The organism is Aldersonia kunmingensis, assembly GCF_001646865.1.
Classification (GTDB): domain Bacteria; phylum Actinomycetota; class Actinomycetes; order Mycobacteriales; family Mycobacteriaceae; genus Aldersonia; species Aldersonia kunmingensis.
Genome location: NZ_LRRB01000297.1, coordinates 20,900 through 36,929, shown reverse-complemented (window position 1 = coordinate 36,929; position 16,030 = coordinate 20,900). Strand labels below are relative to the sequence as shown.

General features: G+C 67.6%; 16 protein-coding genes. 8 read left to right on the top strand and 8 right to left on the bottom strand.

What is annotated here, in order from left to right; translation table 11 throughout:
* Positions 1-1,150: alkaline phosphatase family protein (locus A8G08_RS23865; protein WP_157108761.1), on the top strand; the 1,150-nt coding region annotated here is incomplete at its 5' end.
* A 101-nt stretch (positions 1,151-1,251) separates the two neighbouring features.
* Here the strand turns inward: A8G08_RS23865 and A8G08_RS23860 are convergent.
* The 5 genes from A8G08_RS23860 to A8G08_RS23840 are packed head-to-tail and all read right to left on the bottom strand — an operon-like array spanning position 1,252 to position 7,867.
* Complete coding sequence (locus tag A8G08_RS23860) at positions 1,252-2,634, bottom strand: metallopeptidase TldD-related protein (protein WP_068279738.1); 1,383 nt, start codon at positions 2,632-2,634, stop codon at positions 1,252-1,254.
* Entirely contained in the window at positions 2,631-4,172 is a 1,542-nt protein-coding gene (locus A8G08_RS23855; RefSeq protein ID WP_245672979.1) for a TldD/PmbA family protein, read from the bottom strand. The genes A8G08_RS23860 and A8G08_RS23855 overlap by 4 nt, the downstream gene beginning before the upstream one ends.
* A 1-nt stretch (position 4,173) precedes the next feature.
* Positions 4,174-4,941: a TSUP family transporter gene (locus A8G08_RS23850; RefSeq protein WP_068279736.1), complete on the bottom strand. Its 768-nt coding sequence runs from the start codon at positions 4,939-4,941 to the stop codon at positions 4,174-4,176.
* 33 nt (positions 4,942-4,974) lie between these two features.
* Positions 4,975-5,478, bottom strand: coding sequence for an SRPBCC family protein (locus A8G08_RS23845; RefSeq protein WP_068279734.1), 504 nt, complete (start codon positions 5,476-5,478; stop codon positions 4,975-4,977).
* A gap of 13 nt (positions 5,479-5,491) precedes the next feature.
* A complete protein-coding gene (locus tag A8G08_RS23840) occupies positions 5,492-7,867 on the bottom strand; it encodes an FdhF/YdeP family oxidoreductase (RefSeq protein ID WP_068279732.1) in 2,376 nt (791 codons plus the stop codon).
* A 406-nt stretch (positions 7,868-8,273) separates the two neighbouring features.
* Here A8G08_RS23840 and A8G08_RS23835 point away from each other — a divergent pair, with 406 nt between their 5' ends.
* The 4 genes from A8G08_RS23835 to A8G08_RS23820 are packed head-to-tail and all read left to right on the top strand — an operon-like array spanning position 8,274 to position 12,825.
* Positions 8,274-8,795, top strand: coding sequence for an FxsA family protein (locus A8G08_RS23835; protein WP_068279729.1), 522 nt, complete (start codon positions 8,274-8,276; stop codon positions 8,793-8,795).
* 18 nt (positions 8,796-8,813) lie between these two features.
* Complete coding sequence (locus A8G08_RS23830; RefSeq protein WP_068279728.1) at positions 8,814-10,394, top strand: amidohydrolase; 1,581 nt, start codon at positions 8,814-8,816, stop codon at positions 10,392-10,394.
* 21 nt (positions 10,395-10,415) lie between these two features.
* Complete coding sequence (lnt, locus tag A8G08_RS23825; protein ID WP_245672978.1) at positions 10,416-12,083, top strand: apolipoprotein N-acyltransferase; 1,668 nt, start codon at positions 10,416-10,418, stop codon at positions 12,081-12,083.
* Entirely contained in the window at positions 12,055-12,825 is a 771-nt protein-coding gene (locus A8G08_RS23820) for a polyprenol monophosphomannose synthase (RefSeq protein WP_068279727.1), read from the top strand. The genes lnt and A8G08_RS23820 overlap by 29 nt, the downstream gene beginning before the upstream one ends.
* 55 nt (positions 12,826-12,880) lie before the next feature.
* Here the strand turns inward: A8G08_RS23820 and A8G08_RS23815 are convergent, their stop codons facing one another.
* Positions 12,881-13,219 (bottom strand): RNA polymerase-binding protein RbpA, encoded by a 339-nt coding sequence (locus tag A8G08_RS23815; RefSeq protein WP_068279726.1) that lies wholly within the window; start codon positions 13,217-13,219, stop codon positions 12,881-12,883.
* Positions 13,220-13,285: 66 nt separating this feature from the next.
* Positions 13,286-13,411, bottom strand: coding sequence for a hypothetical protein (locus A8G08_RS28285; RefSeq protein ID WP_281182179.1), 126 nt, complete (start codon positions 13,409-13,411; stop codon positions 13,286-13,288).
* On the opposite strand from A8G08_RS28285, the gene A8G08_RS23810 reads away from it, so the two are divergent.
* Complete coding sequence (locus A8G08_RS23810) at positions 13,410-13,733, top strand: hypothetical protein (protein ID WP_068279724.1); 324 nt, start codon at positions 13,410-13,412, stop codon at positions 13,731-13,733. The genes A8G08_RS28285 and A8G08_RS23810 overlap by 2 nt on opposite strands.
* Positions 13,734-13,839: 106 nt before the next feature.
* Positions 13,840-14,694 carry an oxygenase MpaB family protein gene (locus A8G08_RS23805; RefSeq protein ID WP_068279720.1) on the top strand — a complete coding sequence of 285 codons (855 nt, stop codon included), beginning with the start codon at positions 13,840-13,842 and terminating at the stop codon, positions 14,692-14,694.
* An 80-nt stretch (positions 14,695-14,774) separates the two neighbouring features.
* Here A8G08_RS23805 and A8G08_RS23800 read toward each other — a convergent pair whose 3' ends face one another.
* Positions 14,775-15,347 carry a M23 family metallopeptidase gene (locus tag A8G08_RS23800; protein WP_245672977.1) on the bottom strand — a complete coding sequence of 191 codons (573 nt, stop codon included), beginning with the start codon at positions 15,345-15,347 and terminating at the stop codon, positions 14,775-14,777.
* A gap of 316 nt (positions 15,348-15,663) precedes the next feature.
* Here A8G08_RS23800 and A8G08_RS23795 point away from each other — a divergent pair, with 316 nt between their 5' ends.
* The gene (locus tag A8G08_RS23795; RefSeq protein ID WP_068279718.1) at positions 15,664-15,960 is read left to right on the top strand and encodes an ArsR/SmtB family transcription factor; all 297 of its coding nucleotides are present in this window, start codon (positions 15,664-15,666) and stop codon (positions 15,958-15,960) included.
* Positions 15,961-16,030: the final 70 nt, after the last annotated feature.

Sequence of the window (16,030 nt, the reverse complement as noted above, 5' to 3'; positions counted from 1 at the left end):
AGCACGCTTGGGCGTCCACTACCCGCGCGGGTGGGGGCAGACGTCGAACACCCCGTTCCGCTTCTACAAGGGGCAGACCTTCGCGGGCGGTGTCCGGGTGCCGTTCGTGCTGTCCTGGCCGGCCGGTCTGCCGCGGGCGACGGGCGACAACGGTGTTCGTGGCCAGTACTCGTATGTCACGGATCTGGCGCCGACCCTGCTCGATCTGGTCGGGATCGAACCGTCCGGAGTGCGGCACGGATTGCCCACCAAGGACTTCGACGGTGTCCCTGCGACGGAGGTGCTGCGTTCAGCCGAAGCCGAGAGCCGCCACACCGAGCAGTACGCGGAGATGACCGGGCACCGCGGCTACTACCGGGACGGTTGGAAGCTGCTGGCGTTGAACGAGCCCGGGCGCGGTATCGACGACCCGCGCTGGCAGTTGTTCGATGTGAATGCCGACCCGACGGAACTCGAGGACGTCGCGAATCTGTATCCGGACAAGGTGGCCGAACTGGCCCAGGCCTGGGACGACTCCGCCTGGGCGAACACGGTCTTTCCGCTGCTCACCCGGGAAGACCTCGTGCAGCGGCGGCCGGACGAGGCGCGGCTCGGCGACCCGGTGCGGATCCTGCCGGGCACATCGACCCTCGAGCGGTACAGGTCCCAGCGGCTGATCGCGTTCCGCGACTTCGATATCGCGGTGCAGCTAAGCGGTTATCGTAGCGGCGACGAGGGCGTGCTGGTCGCGCACGGTGACCCGCAGGGCGGCTACCTGTTGTACGTCGAGAACGGGCGAGTGTTGTTCGGCTACAATGCTTTCGGACAGTACGCCGAGATCGATGCGGGCGCGCTGTCCGAGGGCACGAAATCGATCGAACTGTCTGCAGTCGTGCGACCTCGGTTGCGCTGGGATTTCACCGTCCGCGTCGACGGCATCGACCGGGCGTCATTGCCCGAGCGCGTGCAACTGGTCGGCCTCGCCCCCTGGACCGGAATCTCTGTCGGCGTCGACGCCCGCGGGCCGGTGTCGTGGGATCTGCGTGAGCGGCGCGGCCCCTTCCACTACACCGGCGATCTTGTTGCGGTCACCTACAAGCCGGGTGAGGTGCGCGTCCCTGCGCCGGTGGTGCGTGAGGTCGAGCGGGAAGCCGAGTTCGCGGGGGAGTAGACGCCGAGGCGGGCTACCTTTCGCGCGATGAACGGGGGCTCCCACTTTTCGCAACCGCGCGCGGAATCCAGCGCCAGAGCGCGAAAAGTGGGAGCGGACGGTCAGGTCGCCTGGCTCACCGACGACATATGGAAGTCGGGGATGCGGAGCGGCGGCATTGCCGCGCGGGTGAACCAGTCCTTCCACTCGCGCGGCAGCGTCGGCTCGGTGGCCCCGGCTTCGGTGACGCGGCGTAGCAGATCGAGCGGGCTTTCGTTGAAGCGGAAGTTGTTCACCGCGCCGCGCACCTCGCCATCCTCGACCAGGTACACCCCGTCGCGGGTGAGGCCGGTAAGCAGCAGGGTGGCTGGGTCCACCTCGCGGATGTACCACAGCGTGGTGAGCAGCAGGCCGCGCTCGGTGCGCGCCACCATATCGTCGATCGTCGCGGTGCTGCCGCCGTCGAGCAGCAGGTTGTCACCGGGAACCGTTGGCACCGCATCGAATTCCTTGGCCGCGGCCCGGGGGTAGGCGAGTGCGTTGATGACGCCGTCGCGCACCCAATCGACGCGCTCGGCGGGCATGCCGTTGTCGAAGACCGAGATCGATTCGCTCGACGCCCCGGAGACCACAAACGGCGTATAGCCCAGCCCGGTCGCATTCGGGTCGCTGTAGAGCGTGAGTGGAATGGTGTTGAGCCGCTCGCCGATCCGGGTGCCGCCCGCCCGGGACAGCGCAGTGTGTCCCTCATGTGCGCCGCGGCCCTCCATGGTCCAGACCAGGTAGATCATCATGTCCGCCACAGTGGACGGCGGCATCAATGTCTCGTAGCGGCCGGCGGGGAGGTCGAATCGCGTTGCTGCCCAGCCCAGTCGGCGGTCGAGCTCGGAAAGCAGGTTCGGCACATTGACGTCGGAGAAATCGAGCGTGCCTGCCCCGGCCCAAGCGCTGGCCACCGAACCCGGATCGGAGGCGTCGCCGCGTTTGCCGTTGATCTCCACCGAACCGGTCGGCTGCACGAAGTGCCGGCGCAGTCCGGTGGAGGTGCCCAACCAGATGCTGTGCACCTGATGATGCGCGAATCCGTACAGCCGGTCGGCGCCATCGAACCCCGCGGCGAGATCGCCCGCGAGTCCGGAGAACACCTCGATCCCGGTGCTGCCCGGCTCGTTCGCCCAGTCCTCGTCGACAACGTCGCCGGCGATGAGCGGCATCGCGTCCATCGACGGCTCGGCCGAGCGTGCGGCATCCTCGCTCGCGGCCACAATCCCCGCGATGTCGTCGGGGTCGATGCTGCTCGACGTGACGCTGCCGACCTTCGCGGTGGTCCCGTCGCGCACGATCGACACGACCGTCCAGGTGCGGGACGACGAAACCCCGTTCGTGGTCATGGAATTGCCCGCCCAGCGCAGCGAAGCCTCGTTCTCGTCGATGACGATGACGATCGCCTCGTCGGCGCGGGAGGCGGACAATGCGCGGTCGACGACCTCCTGGGCCGGGATCACGCGGCACCTCCCTCGGTCCTGGTATTGAGAATGTTGACGCCACGCACGAGCACCGACGGACAACCGTGGCTGACCGCGGCGACCTGGCCGGGTTGGGCCTTACCGCAGTTCAGTGCACCGCCGAGTCGCCAGGTGGACGGCCCACCGACTGCCTCGAGCGCGTTCCAGAAGTCGGTGGTGGTCGCCTGGTAGGCGACATCGCGCAACTGGCCGTCGATGCTGCCGTTCCGGATCCGGAAGAATCGCTGCCCGGTGAACTGGAAGTTGTACCGCTGCATATCGATTGACCAGGATTTGTCGCCGACGATGTAGATGCCGTTCTCCACCCTCGAGATGAGCTCGGCGGTGCTGGTGTCCCGCTCCGGGTCGGGCTGCAACGACACGTTGGCCATTCGCTGGATCGGGACGTGATGCGGGGAGTCGGCGTACGAGCAGCCGTTCGACCGGTCCAGTCCGAGCCGGGGGGCGAACGCGCGGTCGAGCTGATATCCGACGAACAAGCCGTCCCGCACAAGATCCCAGCGCTGCCCAGCGACGCCCTCGTCGTCCCAGCCGACGGTGGCCAGGCCGTGCGGTTCGGTGCGGTCGGCGGTCACGGTCATCACCGGCGAACCGTATTGCAGCGTGCCGAGCTTGTCCGGAGTGGCGAACGATGTTCCGGCATAAGCGGATTCATACCCGATCGCGCGGTCGTACTCGGTGGCGTGACCGATCGACTCGTGAATGGTCAACCACAGGTTTGTCGGGTCGATGACGAGGTCGGTTGGGCCCGGCTCGACGGTGGGCGCCTTCACCTTCTCCGCCAGCCATTCCGGGATGTGTGCGAGTTCGTCGTCCCAGTCCCAGGCGGTGCCTGTCAGGAATTCCCAGCCGCGGCCGACGGGAGGGGCGAGGGTCCGCATCGTCTCGAATTCACCGGCCGACTGATCGACGGTGGTTGCCTCGAGCACCGGCTGCAGACGTACCCGCTGCTGCGTGATGCGCGTGCCCGCCGAATCGGCGAAGAACGTCTGTTCCTTGACCTGTTCGAGGGACGCGACGACGTGGTCGACCCCGTCCGAGGCAGACAGCCGCGCCGAGAACTCGGTGAGCAGTGCGACCTTGTCCACGGTCGGCACGACGAACGGGTCGATCTCGTATGGCGACACCCACTCCACGTCGGAGTAGACGGGTTCGTCGGCGAGCGCGACCTGATCCCGGTTGAGCGAACGCAGCGCGCGGGCGACCTCGACCGCAGCGGTGGCTGTACTCGCAGCGACATCGGCGGACAGTTCCGCGCTCGAGGCGAAGCCCCAGGTGCCATCGACGATCACCCGGACCGCGAGTCCGAGCGCCGTCGAATCGGTGATCGCGCGCACGGTTCCGTCGCGCAACCGGATGGACTGACTCTCGATGCGATGGACGCGGACCTCCGTCCGCGATGCCCCCGCCGCCTGTGCGGCAGTGAGTGCCGCGTCGGCAACCGCTGTCAGCGGCAGGTCCCGGAAGCGTTCGTCCACACGCCGTCTCGCGCTATCGGCACCGTTCACGTTCGTCACGCTAGCCGAATTCCTGCCAGCCGAGCCGGATGACCATCACGATCACGACGACGAGCAGCACGATCCGCACGAACTCCGCGCCGCGACGCAGCGCCATGCGCGACCCGATCACCGCACCGACGATGTTGAGTCCGGCCATCGCTAACCCCAGCTTCCACAGCACGTGGCCGGTCGCGGCGAAATACATCAGCGCGCCGAAGTTGGAGCCGAGATTGATGACCTTCGCCATCGCCGCGCTGCGAACGAAGTCGGTGCCGAGCAGCGTGGCGAACGAAATGATGAGAAAGGTGCCGGTGCCGGGTCCGAGCAACCCGTCGTAGAACCCGATCAGCCCGGCGGCGAGACCGACGACGAGCGCGAAGCGTCGCAGCGATGGCGGATGTTTCGCCATGGTCAGACCGACGGTGGGCCGCACGGTCACGAAGACGGCCACCCCGGCGAGAACCACCATGACAATGGGGATGAACAGCGACTTGTCGATCAGCGCGACCGTGGCGGCGCCGACAGCGGCAGTGACGGCCGCGAGCGCCGCCGCGGGGGCGAGCACCTTCCATCGCATCGGAACTCGGCGGGAGAAGGTGATCACGGCGGCCGAGGTGCCGGCGATGGCCGTCGCCTTGTTGGTGCCGAGCGCGGTCTGCGGGGCCAGGTTCGGCATTGTCACCAGCAGCGCGGGCAACACGATCAATCCGCCGCCGCCCACAACGGCGTCGACCCAGCCCGCGGCGAGCGCGGCACTCAGCAGTACCGCCCAGTCGCCCGCCGTCATGGCCTCAGACAATCACAGCGGGTGCCTGCCCGGTCAGCCCGAGGCAGGCCCGGCGGTCTCCTGTCCGGCACCGGCCGCGACGCGCCCGAGCCGTTGCAGGTCACCCTGCAGCGCCGCGGTGCGGTCCCAATGTGGCTTCATGGTCGCGAGGATCACCAGCTCGAATGCGCGGGGCATCGCCAACGCCTCGTAGCCCATCACGATCCGCGTGCCGCTGCCTTCCGGCTGGAGCTCAATCGTCCACTGGGTCGAGTCTCGGGTGAGCTTGCCGAACGTGTGGTAGGTAAACCGCAGCGGGGGATCGACCTCGGTGATCGTGCAGATCCGGCCCCAGCGCACCAGGCCGACGCGATTGCGGCCTCGGAACCGGGCGCCCGGAACCGCATGGGTGGCGCCGCCGACCCATTTGGCCTCCCGGCATTCGTGACTCCACTCGCCGATGCGGGTGACGTCGGAGATCACCGCCCACACCTGTTCGGGCGTCGCATCGACGGTCGCCTCGACGCTTGCCGTAGGGGGTAGCTCCGGGAGCTTCACGCGCGCACCTCGCTCAGGACAGCTGTTCCGGTTCGGGTTCGGCCTTGTGCGTCCAGTCTGCACCGGTCTCGGCGAGGCCCGCTGCCGATGGCTCGGCGAGCACAGTATCGGTGCTGCCAGTCGGGATCAGCTGCACTATGACCGATTTCGAGGTCGGGCAGTTGCTCTTCTCGGCAGTCGAATCCAGCGGCACCAGGGGATTGGTCTCCGGGTAGTAGGCCGCCGCCGACCCGCGCGGGGTGTCGTAGGACACGATCCGGAACCGGTCTGCGCGGCGGACCACATCATCACCCGGCCAGTGCGTCACCAGGTCGACCAGGTCACCATCCCGGAACCCGGCGGCGGCGATGTCGTCGGGATGTACGAACACCACCCGGCGGCCACCCTCGATTCCGCGGTAGCGGTCACTGAGCCCGTAGATCGTGGTGTTGAACTGGTCGTGGCTGCGGAAGGTTTGCAGCACAAGGTGTTTCGGCGGAACTTGCAGCACCTCGATGGGAGAGACGGCGAACTCGGCGCGCCCGGACTTGGTGGGGAATGTCCGCGAATCGCGCGGCGGGTGCGGCATGACGAACCCGCCCGGCCGGCGCGCGTTCACCTCGTAACCGTCGCAGCCCACGACGACACGCGAGATGTGTTCGCGGATCGTGCGGTAGTCGTCGCGCATACCGCGCCAGCCGATGCCGTGCCGGTCGCCGAGCGCAGCCTCCGCGATCCGCGTGACGATGTCGACCTCCGACTTCAGGTGCGGACTCGCCGGCTCGAGCGGGCCGCGGGAGGCGTGCACCGAGCACGTCGAGTCCTCCACGGTGATGTACTGCTCGCCGCTGGCCTGGACATCCTTCTCGGTGCGGCCCTTCGTGGGCAGGATCAGTGCCGTTTCGCCACACACCAGGTGCGACCGGTTTATTTTCGTCGAAACCTGCACGGTCATCCGGGAATTGCGCATCGCGGCGAAGGTGATGTCGGTGTCGGGCGCGGCCTGCACGAAGTTGCCGCCGAGGCCCATGAAGAAGTGGGCCTTCCCATCACGCAGGGCGCGGATCGAATCGACTGTGTCGTGACCGTGTTCGCGTGGCGGTTCGAAGCCGAACTCGGTACCGAGCGCGTCGAGGAAGTGCGCCGGGGGACGTTCCCAGATGCCCATGGTGCGGTCGCCCTGCACGTTCGAGTGGCCGCGGACCGGGAACAGGCCTGCACCCGGCTTTCCGATATTGCCCTGCGCGAACGCGAGATTCGCGACTTCCTTGATCGTTGCCACAGCGTTGTGATGCTGCGTCAGCCCCATCGCCCAGCAGTAGACGGTGCCCTTCGAGTCGCGGAGCATCTCGGCCGCTGCGGTGATCTGTTGGCGGGTGAGTCCGGTGGTCTCGACGACGGCGTCCCAATCGAGGGCGCCGATATGTTCGCGCCACAGTTCGAAGCCGATCGAGTGCTGTTCGATGAATTCCGGATCGAGCGCGTCCCATTCGAGCAGCAGCGCACCGAAGGCCTGGAACAACGCGAGGTCACCGTTGATTTTCACCGGCAGGTGCAGATCGGACAGATCGGTTCCGCGGCCGGCGACCCCGCGCGCATTCTGCGGGTTCTTGAAATTGACCAGACCGGCCTCGCGAAGCGGGTTGATCGACAGGATCTTCGCGCCGCTGCGCTTGGCCTTTTCGAGCGCGGTCAGCATGCGTGGATGGTTGGTGCCCGGGTTCTGGCCGGCAAGCACGATCAGGTCGGCGGCGTCGAGGTCGTCGAGGGTGACGCTTGCTTTGCCGATGCCGATCGACTCCTGCAGGGCAATGCTGGTCGACTCGTGGCACATGTTCGAGCAGTCCGGCAGGTTGTTGGTGCCGAACGCGCGGACGAACAACTGGTAGGTGAACGCGGCCTCGTTGGACGTGCGGCCGGAGGTGTAGAAGATCGCCTCGTCCGGCGAGGCGAGGCCGCGCAATTCGGCGCCGATCAGGTCGAACGCGTCATCCCAGGAGATCGGCTCGTAGTGCGTCCCGGCGGGGCGCTTGATCATCGGGTGCGTGATGCGGCCCTGCTGGCCCAGCCAGTGCTCACTGTGCGCGTCGAGCTCGGCAATGCTGTGCCGGGCGAAGAACTCCGGGGTCGCGCGATCACGGGTCGCCTCCTCGGCAACCGCCTTCGCACCGTTCTCACAGAACTCTGCCGTGTGCCGATGGTCCGGATCGGGCCAAGCGCAGCTCATGCAGTCGAAGCCCTCGGCCTGGTTGAGGGCGAGCAGCGTCTTGGCGGTTCGGCGCGGGCCCATCCGGTCGAGCGAACGTTTCATCGAGACGGCGACGGCGGTCATGCCCGCCGCGTGCGTCTTCGGCGGTTCGACCGTGAGATCACTCTCGTCGTAGTCGCGCTCGTCGCTCTTCCGCTTCATCGCCGCCTCCAGTGATCGCCGCAGGGCGACATGCCTGCGGGCACACTCGCGCTGATCCCTCTTTCTTACCCCAGTGGAGCGAACCGGCAACATCGAGCCGGTCACTTATCCGGACACCTGTCCAAAACGGACTCGAACTCGGTGCAATCGGGCCTTGAACAGACCTACGGGGCGGGTCACATGGACCCGCCCCGCAAGCTCGCAACCACCGTCGGTCTATCGCCAGCCATCGCGGTGCTACCAGGGAATTGCCCGCGTTGGGATTCGTGCTCCGAGCCACCTTTACCTTCACACCGGAAGCACTTCCGGACAACAGCAGGAATCGATCGTTACGGTTCCGATTTCGAGCTGGGAGCAAACCGCGTTGCTCGGTCGTTGGAGTGATAGGACCGCCGAAAGGATTCCCATGCCCGTCCTGCTCTTCGTCTGCTACGTGCTGGTCGAACTCGCCGCCTTCGTCTGGGCGGTGAACACGATCGGCGCGCTGTGGACCATTGTGTTGCTCTTCGCGGGCACTTTCGTCGGGTTGGTGCTCGTCCGGTCGCAGTGGCGGTCGGTCCGTGCCGGTTTCCAGCGGGTGGCCCAGGGTGAAGAATCCCCTGGCGGCGCAGTCGCCAACGGCGCGCTCGTCGGGCTCGGCGCCGGACTGATGTTCGTGCCCGGCCTGGTCACCTCGGTCCTCGGCCTGCTGCTGTTGCTGCCGCCGACGCGGATGCTGCTGCGGCCGCTCGTGGTTCTGGCGGCGACACGGCGGTTCGGGCCGCTGACCGTCGCCACCGCTCGCTATTCCTCGACCAATGGCTCCGAGGTGATCGATGGCGAGGTCATCGATGGCGAGGTCATCGACGGTGGGCTTGTCGATCCGCTGGACCAGCGACGTCTCGACCCGCCGCCCGCGGGCACCGGATGGGGCACCGGGCACGCGTAGCGGGCACACTGTTCGTCCGTGGGTACCCAATTGCTGCTCGGCGGTCGCATCTACAGTTCCAGCTCCCCGGACGCGACGGCGATGGCGATCACCGATGGCCAGGTCGTCTGGCTCGGGGCCGACGAGCCCGCGCGGGCGCTGCATCCCGACGCCGAGATCGTGCAACTCGACGGGGCGTTCGTCGCTCCCGCATTTGTCGATGCGCATGTGCACACCACCGCGCTCGGCCTGAAGCTCACCGGCCTCGATCTGTCCGGCGCCCGATCCGGTGCCGATTGCCTCGACCTGCTGCGCCGCTACGTGGCCGCACACCCGGACGGCGTCATCTGGGGCGACGGCTGGGACGACTCGACCTGGCCCGACAGCCCGCCAACCGTGAGCGAGATTGACGCGGCCGCGCCCGGCCGACTGGTGTATCTGGCTCGCGTGGACGCACATTCGGCGGTGTGCTCGTCCGCGCTGCGGTCTGCCGCCGGACTGAACGCGGTCGGCGGCTCGGAACCGTTGCGTGCCGACGCCCACCACGAGGTACGGCGGGCAGCGCTGGCAGGGCTGGATGCCGCCCAGCGTGACCGCGCGCGACGCGCCGCGCTCGACGAGGCGGCCCGCCGCGGCATCGTCGCCGTACACGAGTGCGCGGGGCCGTTGATCAGCGGCGCCGACGACCTGCGTGAACTGCTCGCGCTCGAGCACGGCGTGCAAGTGCGCGCGAACTGGGGAGAGCGGGCCGAATCCGCCGATCAGGTACGGGAGTTGCTGGCGCATACCGGCGCGCACGCACTTGCCGGTGACCTGTTCGTCGACGGCTCGCTCGGCTCGCACACCGCGTGGCTGCATCATCCCTACGCCGACGAATCAGGCTGTGGCAATAGCTATCTCGATGCCGACGCCATCGCCGCGCATATCCGTGCGTGCACGGAGGCGCGGGTGCAGGCCGGTTTTCATGTCATCGGTGACGCGGCGGTGTCGGCGGCGGTCGAGGCGTTCGAGGCAGTGGTGGCCGAACTCGGCGGTCCCGCGGTGGCCGCCTGCGGACACCGGCTCGAGCATGCCGAGATGATGACTGCCGAGCAGGCAGCGAAGCTCGGCAATTGGGGTGTGATCGCGAGCGTGCAACCGGTGTTCGACGCGCTGTGGGGCGGGACAGATGGGATGTATGCGACGCGCCTCGGCGCCGATCGCGCCGCGACACTGAATCCCTTCGCCGCGATGGCGTCCGCGGGTGTCTCGCTCGCCTTCGGCTCGGATGCGCCCGTCACGGAACTGCGGCCCTGGGCGGCCGTGTCCGCGGCCGCACACCATCGGACGCCGGGCAGCGGGATCTCGCCGCGTGCGGCGTTCGGCGCGGCGACCCGCGGCGCGTGGCGCGCAGGCGGCGTGCGCGACGGCGTGGCCGGCACGCTGGTCCCGGGAGCCCCGGCGTCGTATGCGATTTGGGACGTCGACGAACTTGTCGTCGCTGCCCCCGCCGATCGGGTGCAGCGGTGGTCGACCGACCCGCGTTCCCGGGTCCCCGCGTTGCCGAGCCTCGAGCCCGGCGCCGCCGACCCGACGTGCCTGCGCACAGTGCACCGCGGAGAAACAATCCATGAGGCCTGACGCACACCCGTGGCGGCGATCGTGACGCGTCTCGTGGCGGCGCTACAGAACAGCCGGGTAGTCCTCAACCTCGCCCTGTCGCTGGCCGGTGGGCTGCTCCTGTTCGCCGGGTTCCCGCCGCGGCCGCTGTGGTTCCTGGCGCCGGTCGGAATCGCGGCCCTCACGCTCGCGCTGCGCTCTGGCGGCTCCTTACGCGGCGGGTTCGGGTACGGGCTCGTTGCTGGTCTCGCCTTCTTCGTCCCGCTGCTGCCGTGGGTCGGCGAGTACGTCGGGCCGGTGCCGTGGCTCGCACTCGCGACGGCCTGCGCGGTCTACGTCGGTCTGTTCGGACTCGGGGCGCGGGTCGTGGCAGGGCTGCCGGGCGCGCCCGTATGGATCGCCGCACTCTGGTCGTTGGCCGAGTGGGGACGGTCCAGCTTCCCGTTCGGCGGATTCCCGTGGGGCCGGTTGGCATTCGGGCAGGCCGACGGTGTGTTCCTGTCGATTTCCTCGCTCGGCGGCGCGCCGCTGCTCAGCTTTGCCGTCGCGCTTACCGGGACCGGCCTCGCCGCACTGATCACCGCGGCCATGCGCCGACGGCCAGGCGCGATTGCCGGTGCCCTTGTCGCGACCTTGCTGTTTCCGCTGCTCGGGCTAGCCGTCCTGCCGACCCTGCCCGAGATGAGCGACGGCGACCGTTTCGTCACGGTCGCCGCGATTCAGGGCAGCGTGCCCCGGCTCGGCCTCGACTTCAATGCACAGCGCCGAGCGGTGCTCGACAACCACGTGCGCGAGACCGAACGGCTCGCCGCCGATATTCAGGCCGGCCGCGTTCCGCAACCGGACTTCGTGGTCTGGCCGGAAAACTCCTCGGACATCGATCCGCTGCGCAACCGGGACGCCTACAAGGAGATCACTGCTGCCTCGGAGGCGGTCGGCGCACCAATCCTGGTCGGGGCGGTGCTCGCGAACCCCGGCCGGACCACGACCAACTCGATGATCGTCTGGAATGGCGCCGACGGTCCGGGGGAGCGGCACGACAAGCGGATCATCCAGCCGTTCGGTGAATACCTGCCGTTGCGTGACTTCTTCCGGCACTTCTCGTCCTACGCGGACCGGGCCGGCTACTTCGTGCCCGGCCACGGCAATGGGCTCGTCACGATCAACGACGTTCCGGTCGGCGTGGCGACCTGCTACGAGGTGGCCTTCGATCGTGCGTTCCGCAGCTCCGTGCGGGCCGGCGCGGAGCTACTCGCGGTACCGACGAACAACGCCACCTTCGGCGACAGCGAGATGACCTACCAGCAGCTCGCGATGTCGCGGGTGCGTGCGGTCGAGCATGGCCGCGCAGTCGTCGTCGCCGCGACGAGCGGAGTCAGCGCGATCATTGCGCCGGACGGCGATACCCAGCAGAAATCGGCGCTGTTCGTCCCGGAAACCTTGGTGACACAAGTTCCACTCAGGACGAGTACTACTCTGGCAACTCGGCTCGGTTCGCTTCCCGAGGCGCTGATTTGCTCGGCCGCTGCTGTGGCGCTGGCCGTTGGCGCTTTCCGTCGCCGATCGGGGCGCGCGGTGAAAGACTCCGAATCGCGCGAAGCGAGGCGGGCCGACAGCCCAGGAACACCGGCTCGCAGCGGAAGCGCAGAACAACCGGGCGACGCACACAGAGAGGATCTCGATGGCATCGGGGAAGAGCAGCGGCATTAGCGCTTCGACGTTGGTGATCATCCCGACGTACAACGAACGCGAAAACCTCCCCAAGATCGTCGGTCGCCTGCATGCGGCACTGCCGGCCACCCATGTGCTGGTCGTCGACGACGGCAGCCCGGACGGGACGGGCGAGGTCGCCGACGAGCTGGCGTCCGCCGATCTCGACAAGCGCATCCATGTCATGCACCGCACCGAGAAGAACGGTCTCGGCGCGGCCTACATCGCGGGCTTCCGCTGGGGCCTTGAACGCGGCTACAAGGTGCTCGTCGAGATGGACGCCGATGGCAGCCATGCCCCCGAGCAGCTCGAGCGCCTGCTCGAGCAGGTCGAGAACGGCGCAGACCTGGCGATCGGCTCGCGCTACGTCCCCGGCGGCACCGTCGTGAACTGGCCGAAGCGACGCGAGTTCCTGTCCAAGGGCGGCAATATCTACTGCCGCCTCGCGCTGGGCGTCAAGGTCAAGGACATCACCGGCGGCTACCGCGCCTATCGGCGCGAGACCCTGGAAGCCCTGGACCTGGACTCGGTCGAGTCGCATGGCTACTGCTTCCAGGTAGACCTCGCCTGGCGCCTGATCAACCAGGGTGCCAAGCTCGCCGAGGTCCCGATCACGTTCACCGAACGCGAGATCGGCGAATCCAAGATGAGCGGCAATATCGTCAAGGAAGCGCTGCTCAAGGTGACGGTGTGGGGAATGAGCCACCGCATCGCGAAGGTCCGCGGCGTCGTCAGCCGCTAGACACACGAAACGGGGCCGATTGCTTTCGCAATCGGCCCCGTTTGGTCTGTGTGGGTCAGACGCCGCGCTTGCGGGCCTTCACCAGCTCGAGGCGCTCCTGGAGCAACTCTTCGAGCTCTTCGATCGAACGGCGCTCGAGCAGCATGTCCCAATGCGTACGGGGCGGCTTGACCTTCTTGGTCTCCGGTGCGGCGCCCTCGATCAGGGTGCCTTCCATGCCGTTGCGGCACAGCCAGGTGCCGGGGATCTCGGCCTCATCGGCAAACGGCACGTCGAACTCTTCGCCGTTGTCGGTGCGGTAGCGCGCTACTCGCCGAGGCGCCAGGTCGTGGTCGCGATCAGTCTCGTAGCTCACCGCCCCGAGCCGACTGCCTCGGAGTACGCGATCTGCCATGTGCGGTCATCTCCTTCTCAGCTGCGTTACGTGCGCTCGACCGTGCGGACCCGCGGTATCGCAGAATCACTCGATCAGCACGTACAACGCGCCGAGGGATAGTTTCGTTCCCGGCGCGGACCGGATCGCGAAGAGTCTAGCGGCGTGTCCCTTGATCGGCCCAAACGCGGCCGTACTAACCTCTGCCGACATGCCCGCTCCTCATCGCTCCTGTCTGTGGTGTGGCCGCAACGTGGCCGACACCGAGATGGGGCGGCGCAAGCAGTATTGCCGGCAATCCTGCAGGCAGCGGGCCTACGAGAACCGCAACGCCCACAAGGCGGCGGGCCTGCCGTCGGACGTAACGGTTCTCACCACGCGCGAGATGTCTGATTGGTCCGATCGGGTCTTCGCGGCCCGGTGCGCGGCCGAGGACGTGGCGACCGCGATCCGGGAGGGAGCCTCCCGGGACGATCTCATCGGGCTGGCCGACACGCTCGTCGAGCTGATGAAAGAGGCCGAGCGCCTGCGCTGATCCTGCGCATGCCAGTGCCATCACGGCAGCGAGTCGGTGCCGCTAGTGGACAATCGTCCAAGACGGTGAGAGTATTTGCGCGTCATTCTTTCAGGAGGGACCGTTCATGGCAGTCACCGCGGAAGCGGCCGTCGATTACCTCGACGACAGCGAGTCGTTCGACATGGCGCCCTACGTCGACGGAGCGGCCGTGCTGCTCGGCGGCGTCGCCAACGTCATCATGCAGCTGAGCCATGCGCCGATCGGCTATGGCGTCGTCGAGTCCAAGGTGGACAGCGGCAAGGCCACGCTGCACCCGCTCAAGCGGCTGCGCACGACGGTCACCTACCTCTCGGTGGCGCACCTCGGTTCACCGGCCGAGAAGGCCGCCTACCGGGCCGCGGTGAACTCGGTCCATCGCCACGTGCGCTCCGACGCCGACAGCCCGGTCCGGTACAACGCGTTCGATCCCGAACTGCAGCGCTGGGTCGCGGCGTGCCTCTACTTCGGCACAGTGGACCTCATCGAGCGCATGCACGGCCCGCTCGACGCCGAGGTTGCGGAGGCGATGTACCAGCATTCGGCGCATCTCGGCACCACCCTGCAAATGCGCCGGGAGATGTGGCCGGCCGACCGTGCGGCATTCGCGCAGTACTGGCAGGACGGCCTCGCGAAGGCCGAGATCGATCCGACAATCCGCGCGTACCTCGCCGATCTGCTCCGGCTGCGCAACATCGCTACGCCGCTGCAGTTCGTCTTCGCCGACATCCACCAGTGGGTCGCGACCGGGCTGCTGCCGCAGCAGCTGCGTGAGCAGATGGGCCTGGAATGGTCTGCGTCGGACGACCGCAGGCTGTCGATGATGCTGCTGGCGACCGGCGCGGTGGTCCGGCGCATGCCGCCCAAGCTGCGCCAGTTCCCGATGAACTTCTTCCTGTGGGACCTGCAGCGTCGGCTGCGCAAGGGTCACCAGCTGGTCTGAGGCGGTACCGCCAGACGCAAAAGTGGGCCGGGCGCGGAGTAATCCGTGCCCGGCCCACTTTTTTGGGTCGTCGAGGTCGCTCAGGCGGCCACGTCGAGTCCGGGGATCTGCAACCCGCGGGCGGCGAGCCAGGGGAGCGGATCGATCTTGACGTCACCCGGCAGCCACACCTCGTAGTGCAGGTGGGGGCCGGTGGACTGGCCGCGGTTGCCGACCGTCGCGATGATGTCGCCGGCGCGGACCGGCTGGCCCACGCCCACGAAGATGTCGTTGACGTGCCCGTAGACGCCGATGGTGCCGTCGTCCTGCAGCACGCGGACCCAGAGCCCGAACCCGGAGGCCGGGCCGGCCTCGACGACCACGCCGTCGGTGACGGACGCGATCGGAGCGCCGAGGGGGTCGGCGAAGTCGATGCCGGCGTGCATCGCACCCCAGCGCTGGCCGAACGTCGAGCTCAGCAGCCCGTGGACGGGCACGAAGGACTTCGGCCGCATTGCTTCGAGGTGCGCGGCGACTGCCGCGTCGAACTCGGCGCGCTGGGTAGCGATCAGCTGGGCATTGACCGGCTGCTCGTGCTGGGCGACAGCGGGCGTCACCACGGCGTGTGCCTCGGTGCGACCCGGGAGCTCGGTGCTGGGCGGGCTGGCCGCCACTGCGACACCGGGGACGGCGACAGCGGTCAGGAGGGCCGCCCCGACAATGCGTGCCGTGCCCCCTGGGACGCGGCGCGATGCAATATCGGCAAGGCCTCGATCAAATAACGAACGGATTACGAACACGCATTTCAACGTACGGATGGAATGCGCCTTTTCGAAATTATGTCGGGACCGTCACGATTAGCGCTGCGCAAATAGGGGTAGCTGAGATAGCGCCGTAGCAGGCAATCTGACCTGCGGTTATAACAAACGCGAATTTCTGAAATTTCGATCGCTCAGGGTGATAATCGCGTAAGTGGAGGCTTACGCAAAAATGGCGATCGAAGCCCTCGCGGACGAGACTCGGCGGGCCATATTCGAGGCGCTGGCGACCAGTCCGCGCTCGGTTACCGAACTCGCCGACATGGTCCCGGTCACACGCTCGGCGGTGTCACAACACCTGCGGGTGCTGCAGCGCGCCCAGCTCGTCATCGGACGAGCCGAGGGGCGACGTCGCGTGTACTGCCTCGATCCGCACGGCATCGCCGCCGCGCGGGATTATCTCGATGGCTTCTGGCCCGTGGCCCTCGCCGCGTACTCGCGCATCGTCGCGGCACCTGGACAGAGTTGATCAGGAATCGAGAAGTGCGGCCGGGGGCGTGGGTTCTAACGTCGAGTGCATGGAGATCGCGATTCATGCG